This window comes from Paracraurococcus ruber (genome assembly GCF_004353985.1).
GTDB classification, from domain to species: domain Bacteria; phylum Pseudomonadota; class Alphaproteobacteria; order Acetobacterales; family Acetobacteraceae; genus Paracraurococcus; species Paracraurococcus ruber.
Window position 1 is genome coordinate 1 of the sequence record NZ_SMOA01000328.1, and the last position, 5509, is coordinate 5509.

At 73.5% G+C, this 5509-nt stretch carries 8 protein-coding genes; 2 read left to right on the forward strand and 6 right to left on the reverse strand.

Annotated elements, in window-relative coordinates; all coding sequences use genetic code 11:
* Positions 1–150: 150 nt before the first annotated feature.
* The 5 genes from rplI to E2C05_RS28245 form a co-directional block, all read right to left on the reverse strand.
* Positions 151–705: a 50S ribosomal protein L9 gene (rplI, locus tag E2C05_RS28225; RefSeq protein WP_133222974.1), complete on the reverse strand. Its 555-nt coding sequence runs from the start codon at positions 703–705 to the stop codon at positions 151–153.
* A gap of 16 nt (positions 706–721) precedes the next feature.
* Complete coding sequence (locus E2C05_RS28230) at positions 722–1708, reverse strand: hypothetical protein (RefSeq protein ID WP_133222975.1); 987 nt, start codon at positions 1706–1708, stop codon at positions 722–724.
* A gap of 25 nt (positions 1709–1733) precedes the next feature.
* On the reverse strand, positions 1734–2015 hold the full coding sequence (gene rpsR, locus E2C05_RS28235) for a 30S ribosomal protein S18 (RefSeq protein WP_133222976.1): 282 nt from the start codon (positions 2013–2015) through the stop codon (positions 1734–1736).
* Between the two features lie 3 nt (positions 2016–2018).
* Complete coding sequence (gene rpsF, locus E2C05_RS28240) at positions 2019–2492, reverse strand: 30S ribosomal protein S6 (RefSeq protein ID WP_133222977.1); 474 nt, start codon at positions 2490–2492, stop codon at positions 2019–2021.
* 210 nt (positions 2493–2702) lie between these two features.
* Positions 2703–3005, reverse strand: a complete 303-nt coding sequence (locus E2C05_RS28245; RefSeq protein ID WP_133222978.1) for a 4a-hydroxytetrahydrobiopterin dehydratase — start codon at positions 3003–3005, stop codon at positions 2703–2705.
* Between the two features lie 56 nt (positions 3006–3061).
* On the opposite strand from E2C05_RS28245, the gene E2C05_RS28250 reads away from it, so the two are divergent.
* Complete coding sequence (locus E2C05_RS28250) at positions 3062–3457, forward strand: metallopeptidase family protein (RefSeq protein WP_133222979.1); 396 nt, start codon at positions 3062–3064, stop codon at positions 3455–3457.
* Between the two features lie 14 nt (positions 3458–3471).
* Here the strand turns inward: E2C05_RS28250 and E2C05_RS28255 are convergent, their stop codons facing one another.
* Positions 3472–4236 (reverse strand): trypsin-like serine peptidase, encoded by a 765-nt coding sequence (locus tag E2C05_RS28255; protein WP_158292422.1) that lies wholly within the window; start codon positions 4234–4236, stop codon positions 3472–3474.
* A gap of 200 nt (positions 4237–4436) precedes the next feature.
* Between E2C05_RS28255 and E2C05_RS28260 the strand changes: the two genes are divergently transcribed.
* Positions 4437–5393, forward strand: a complete 957-nt coding sequence (locus tag E2C05_RS28260) for a phytanoyl-CoA dioxygenase family protein (protein WP_158292423.1) — start codon at positions 4437–4439, stop codon at positions 5391–5393.
* The last annotated feature ends 116 nt before the right edge of the window (positions 5394–5509 follow it).

Below are 5509 nucleotides of genomic sequence, written 5' to 3' on the forward strand. Positions count from 1 at the left end.
GCGCGGGTTCATGCGGCACGGCGTGCCTGCCGGCCCGAGCCGGCCGGCGGCGCCTGCGGCAGGCGGTCCCCGGCTCGACCAGCCCCCGGAATTGCGAAGGGGCCCGCATGGGGCCCCTTGCCTGCGGCATCCGGTCCCGGATGGAGCGCCTCAGCGCTCGTCCATCGCCGCGCCGATCTCGGCGCGCAGCTCGTCTTCCAGGCTCGGCTCTTCCTCGCGGACGATCTCCTCGCCGCGGATCTGCTTCTCCGCCTCCTCGAGGCTGCGGGCGACGTTCACCACGACGGTGATGTGCACCTCGGGGTGCAGCTCGACGCGAACATTGGTCAGGCCCAGCGTCTTGATCGGCTGCTCCAGCAGCACCTGGCTGCGGGCGACGGTCAGGCCGCCATCCTTGCAGCCATCCGCGATGTCGCGGGCGGAGACGGAGCCGTAGAGGCCGCCCGACTCGCCGGCCTGGCGGATGATGGTGACGGTCAGGCCCGCCACGCGCTCGGCGATGCGCTCGGCTTCCTCGCGCCGCTTGATGTTCTGCGCCTCGAGCTGGGCGCGCTCCGCCTCGAACCGCTTCAGGTTGTCGGCATTGGCGCGGATGGCCTTGCCCTTGGGCAGGAGGAAGTTGCGGGCATAGCCGGGGCGGACTTTCACCCGCTCGCCCATCTGGCCGAGCTTCTCGACCCGCTGCATGAGGATGAGTTCGATCATCGGTTGGCGCCTTCGGTCAGGTCTGGCGCGGCGCCTGGCGCCGCAGGAATTGGTCGTAAAGGCCGAGGCCGACGAGCCCCGGGCCCATGAGCTGGAGGAACAGCACCACCAGCAGGTAGAAGCCCACCAGCATCGGCAGGCGCGCCTTGCGGCCGCGCAGCCGCGCATGCACGCCGGCGACGCCCTGCAGGAACAGCGGCACGAGCAGCAGCAGCAGCGCCGACAGCGCCACCGCATCGCCGCCCGCCGGCGCGGCGAGGAAGAGGCCGAGGGCGAGGGCCGGCAGCACCGGATACCAGCCCGGCAGCCGCACCGCCGCCCAGTCCGGCTTGCCGCCGCGCAGCAGCCCGCGCTTCGCCAGGAAGCCCGCCGCGGCGCCGGCATTGGCCAGCAGCGCGATGGCGGCCCAGAAGCCGATCGCGCCCGCCTTCACCCGCACCAGCCCCGCCACCAGGGTTTCCGGCGCCGGCATGCCGAGGCGGCGCAGCGCCACCTCCATCGCCTGCCGCATGGCCGCTTCCAGCCCGCCGCTGCCGGCGAGGAAGGCGGCCGAGAGCAGCAGCACCGCCAGCGGCCAGAGCCCGAGCAGCGCCAGGGGCAGGGACAACGAGACGCGACCCGGCCCAGCGCCCGGCGCCTGGCCCGGCGCCGGTCCTTGCCCAAGCCCCTGCCCCGATACCTGGCCGGGGACCTGTCCCTGCGCCGCCAGCACCAGCAGCGGTGCCGGGATGCCGAACAGGGCGAGGTAGATGACGGCCGCGAAGCCGCCGCCCGAGATCGCCACCAGCAGAACCCCCAGCAGGCTGGCAACGGCGGCGCTGGCGACGCCGAAGCCGAGCCCGGCCGCGAACAGCGGGAAGGAGGCGATCCAGAGCACGCCGGTGCCGAGCGGCAGGCCGCGCATGGCCCAGAGCGCGCAGACGGCGGACACGCAGCCGGCCGCGCCCGCGGCCAGCAGGCCTGGGTTGCCGAACACGCCGCCCTGACCGGACGCGCCGCTCATTGCCGCAAGCAGCCCCCGTGCCGCGTCAGTCGTTGATGACGTAGGGCAGCAGGGCCAGGAAGCGGGCGCGCTTGATGGCATTCGCCAGCTCGCGCTGCTTCTTGGCGCTGACCGCGGTGATGCGACTCGGCACGATCTTGCCGCGCTCCGACAGGAAGCGGGACAGCAGGCGCACGTCCTTGTAGTCGATCTTCGGCGCGTTCGGGCCGGAGAAGGGGCAGGACTTGCGGCGGCGGTAGAAGGGCCGGCGGGCGCCTACGGCGGGGCGGCGGGCGGCCGGGTTCAGATCCGGGGTTGCGTCGGACATGGCTTACTGCTCCTCGGGCCCGGTGACGGCTTCCATTTCCTCGCGCGGGCGGGCGCGGAATTCCTCGCGCTCGTCGCCGCGGTCGCGGCGGCCGCTGCTGAAGCGGCCGGGCGGGCGGGGGCCGCGGAAGCCGCGGTCGCGCTCGCGGTCCTCGCCGCGGCGGGAGAGGATGGCGGACGGCGCCTCGTCGATCGCCTCGACGCGGATGGTCAGCACGCGCAGCACGTCCTCGTTCAGGCCAAGCTGGCGCTCGACCTCCTGCATCGCCGCCGGGGAGGCGTCGACGCCGAGGAGCATGTAGTGCCCCTTGCGGTTCTTCTTGATGCGGTAGGCGAGGCCGCGCAGGCCCCAGTATTCCCGCTTCTTCACCTCGCCGCCCTGTTCGCCCAGGGTGGCGGTGATCTGATCGGCGATGGCGTCGACCTGCTGCTGCGTGACATCGTTGCGTGCGATGAACACGCTCTCATACAAAGGCATGGATTCTCCCTCTGGCTGTCTCAGCCCAGGGGCGCAGGGCGGGATGCCGGTGCGCGCAAAGGGGCATAGCCGCGCGCGATGCCACCGCGCCCGGCAGGGAAGCGCGGCGTAAAGCACGGGCAAGGCGCGGAATGCAAGCCTCGCCGCGCGGGGGGGGCGTCCGGCGCCGGCGCCCGGCCCCGCAGGAAACCGTCGGATGGCGCCCGCGGGTCAGGGCACCCCGGCATCGACCAGCGCGTCGATGGCGCGGGCCATCTGGACATCCCGGGCCGAAAGGCCGCCGGCGTCATGCGTCGTCAGCAGGATCTCCACCCGGTTCCAGACATTGCGCCAGTCCGGGTGGTGGTCCTGCGCCTCCGCCAGCAGGGCGACGCGCGCCATGAAACCCCAGGCGGCGGAGAAGTCGCGGAAGCGGAATTCCCGGCGGATCGCGTCCTGCCCCTCCGTCACCTGCCAATGCGGCAGCGTCTCCGCCAGCCCCGCCAGCGCCGCCGCGTCCAGCTTCTCGATCATCGGTCCCGCCCTTCGTCCCGCTTGACGCCGCCGCGGCGCCGCGTTGCCGTAGCGGGATGCGCCATGGCACGCCGCCCAGCCTCGACGACATCCTGGATATGGCGGAGGCCGCCTTCGCCGCCATCCCCGCCCCGATGCGCGACCTGGTCCGCGGCGCCGCCATCGTGGTGGAGGAAGCGCCGGACGACGACACCCTGGCCGAGATGGGCCTCGACAATCCCTGGGACCTGACCGGGCTCTACCGCGGGGTGCCGCTGACGCAGAAGAGCGTGCTCGACACCCCCGTGCAGCCCGACACCATCCTGCTCTACCGCGAGCCGATCCTGCTGGAATGGATCGAGACCGGGGAGGACCTGTTCCGCCTGGTGCGCAACGTGCTGCTGCACGAGGTCGGCCATCATTTCGGCCTCTCCGACGCCGACATCGCCCGGCTGGAGGGGGAGGGCGAGTAGGGCGGGGCCGCGCCTCAGCGCGGCCGCGGCTGGTCCGCCGGCAGCGCGATGGCCGCGGCCGGCACCGCCAGCCCCAGCGCCGCATCCGCCTGCACCGAGGAGGCGACGCCGGCAATTCCCCAAAGCCCGTCCGGTCCCCGCGCCAGCAGCGGCGCCCCGCTCGCGCCGCGCGTGCCGGCGCAGTCATGGGCCAGCATGCTGCCCGCCCCCTGCCGCAGGATGCCGATGGCGCGGCAGCCGGAATCGGCCAGCAGCACCTCCGGCCGGTCCTGCTGGTAGCCGCCCAGCATCAGCGGCGTGCGCGGTGCCGGCGGGTCCCGCAGCAGATGCAGCATCCGGTCCGGCCTGCCGATAGGCTCCGCCAGCACCAGCACCGCCCAGTCGGCGCTGCCCGGCCCGATCGGGTTCGCCTGGAAGCCGGGGCCGACCTGGAAGGCGGCCACGCGGGCATGCGCCACCGCATCCCCCCTGTCGTAGCCGAGCAGGAAATGCACCGAGCCCGGCTGCACGAGGCTGCGGCTGCGCCCGTTCACCAGGCAATGCGCCGCGGTCAACACGAGGCGCGGCGCCACCAGGGTGCCGGTGCAGCGTCCGCCGAGTTCCGTCTGCACCCGGCCGAGCGCCCGCCAGGGCGCCGCCCCGATCGCCACGGGCTGCCGCGGGTCGGCCGCGCCGATGCCGGGCAGTACGGCGAGCGGCAGTCGCGGCGCATCCTGCGCCGCCGCCGCGCCGGGTAGCAGCGGGGCGCCCAGCACCGCCGCCGCCGCGAGAGTCGCCATCCGGACACACGCCCCGATGGGCACCCGGCCGCTGTGGGCCCGGAAGCCTTCAAACATCGCGGAGAATGATGGCGGCAACGTCATGAAATTCCACGGCAAGAAGTATTTCGAGCCGGAATAATCCCTGAAAAGTTCTGGCTTTGCAAAGGTTTCGCCGGGCTTACGGTGAAGCCACGGACAAGTCGGTAATGGAGGGGCGCATGCTGGCAAACCAAGCGACGGGCGATCCGGGATGGGGCTGGCTGCCACGCATGGCGGCCCGGGTACCGCGGTTGGCGCGCGACCTGCGCGCCCGCCGGGCCTGGCTGCCGCTGGTCGTCTTCGGGCGCGTCCTGCCGGCGCGGCGCCTGGTTGCCGCCGTGGCGGCGCGGCGCCCCGCCAGCCTGCCGCTGCCGGCCATTCCCGCCGTCGGCGCCCCGCTGGCCGCGCCCAGCGTGACGCGGGCGGTGGACCTGCTGCGGCGGGACGGCCTCTGCGCCGGGCTGCGGCTGGATCCCGGCTTCGTCGCGGAGATCCGTCGCTTCGCCGAAAGCCGCCCCTGCGAAGGCGGCCTCGACTGGTCCACGCGCTTCTGGCCGCATGAGCAGGCGGAGGTAGAACGGCGCAGCGGCCAGTCCCTGGTCGTCGGCCATTTCCCGGACAACGAGCGGGATTGCCCGGCCATCGGGCGCTTCATCCGGCATCCCTGGCTGCACGCCGTCGCGGCAGGCTATTTCGGCCGCCCGGCGACCATCCTGGATGTGCGGCTGTGGTGGAGCTTCCCCAGCACCAACCGGAGCCGGGCGGCGCTGATGCTGGCGGGGCAGGACAGCTTCCATTTCGACCTGACCGACTGGCAGGAGCTGAAATTCTTCTTCTACCTGACGGATGTGGGCCCGCGGTCCGGCGCCCACCATTTCGTCCGCGGCAGCCATGCCCGCCGGCCGCTGCGGCACCAGCTGAGCCCCTTCAGCGCCCGCACGGCGCCAGACATCCTCGCCGCCTATGGGCCGGAGGCGATCGAGGTGCTGACCGGGCCGGCCGGCTTCGGCTTCGTGGAGGACCCCTTCGGCTTCCACACCGGCGCGGCGGTGGAGGAGGGGCGGCGGCTCTGCCTGGAAGTCTCCTTCGGCATCACCGGCCTGCTGCGCCGGCGGGATTACGGCGGCCCCGGCTGACGCCGGAGCCGGCCGCGCCCCGGCGTGACGGCCCGGCCAGGCCGCCCTGCCGCGACCCGTGCGGGTGACGCCGCCTGCCGGTCCCGCCCGGGGACGGCCGGGCCGCGGCAGCGACG

Bases quoted from the DNA above. Each gene is read 5' to 3' on its own strand.
- E2C05_RS28255 (WP_158292422.1), bottom strand. From the start codon at position 4,236: ATGGCGACTCTCGCGGCGGCGGCGGTGCTGGGCGCCCCGCTGCTACCC.
- E2C05_RS28260 (WP_158292423.1), top strand. From the start codon at position 4,437: ATGCTGGCAAACCAAGCGACGGGCGATCCGGGATGGGGCTGGCTGCCA.
- rplI (WP_133222974.1), bottom strand. From the start codon at position 705: ATGATCGAACTCATCCTCATGCAGCGGGTCGAGAAGCTCGGCCAGATG.
- rpsF (WP_133222977.1), bottom strand. From the start codon at position 2,492: ATGCCTTTGTATGAGAGCGTGTTCATCGCACGCAACGATGTCACGCAG.
- E2C05_RS28245 (WP_133222978.1), bottom strand. From the start codon at position 3,005: ATGATCGAGAAGCTGGACGCGGCGGCGCTGGCGGGGCTGGCGGAGACG.
- E2C05_RS28250 (WP_133222979.1), top strand. From the start codon at position 3,062: ATGCGCCATGGCACGCCGCCCAGCCTCGACGACATCCTGGATATGGCG.
- E2C05_RS28230 (WP_133222975.1), bottom strand. From the start codon at position 1,708: ATGAGCGGCGCGTCCGGTCAGGGCGGCGTGTTCGGCAACCCAGGCCTG.
- rpsR (WP_133222976.1), bottom strand. From the start codon at position 2,015: ATGTCCGACGCAACCCCGGATCTGAACCCGGCCGCCCGCCGCCCCGCC.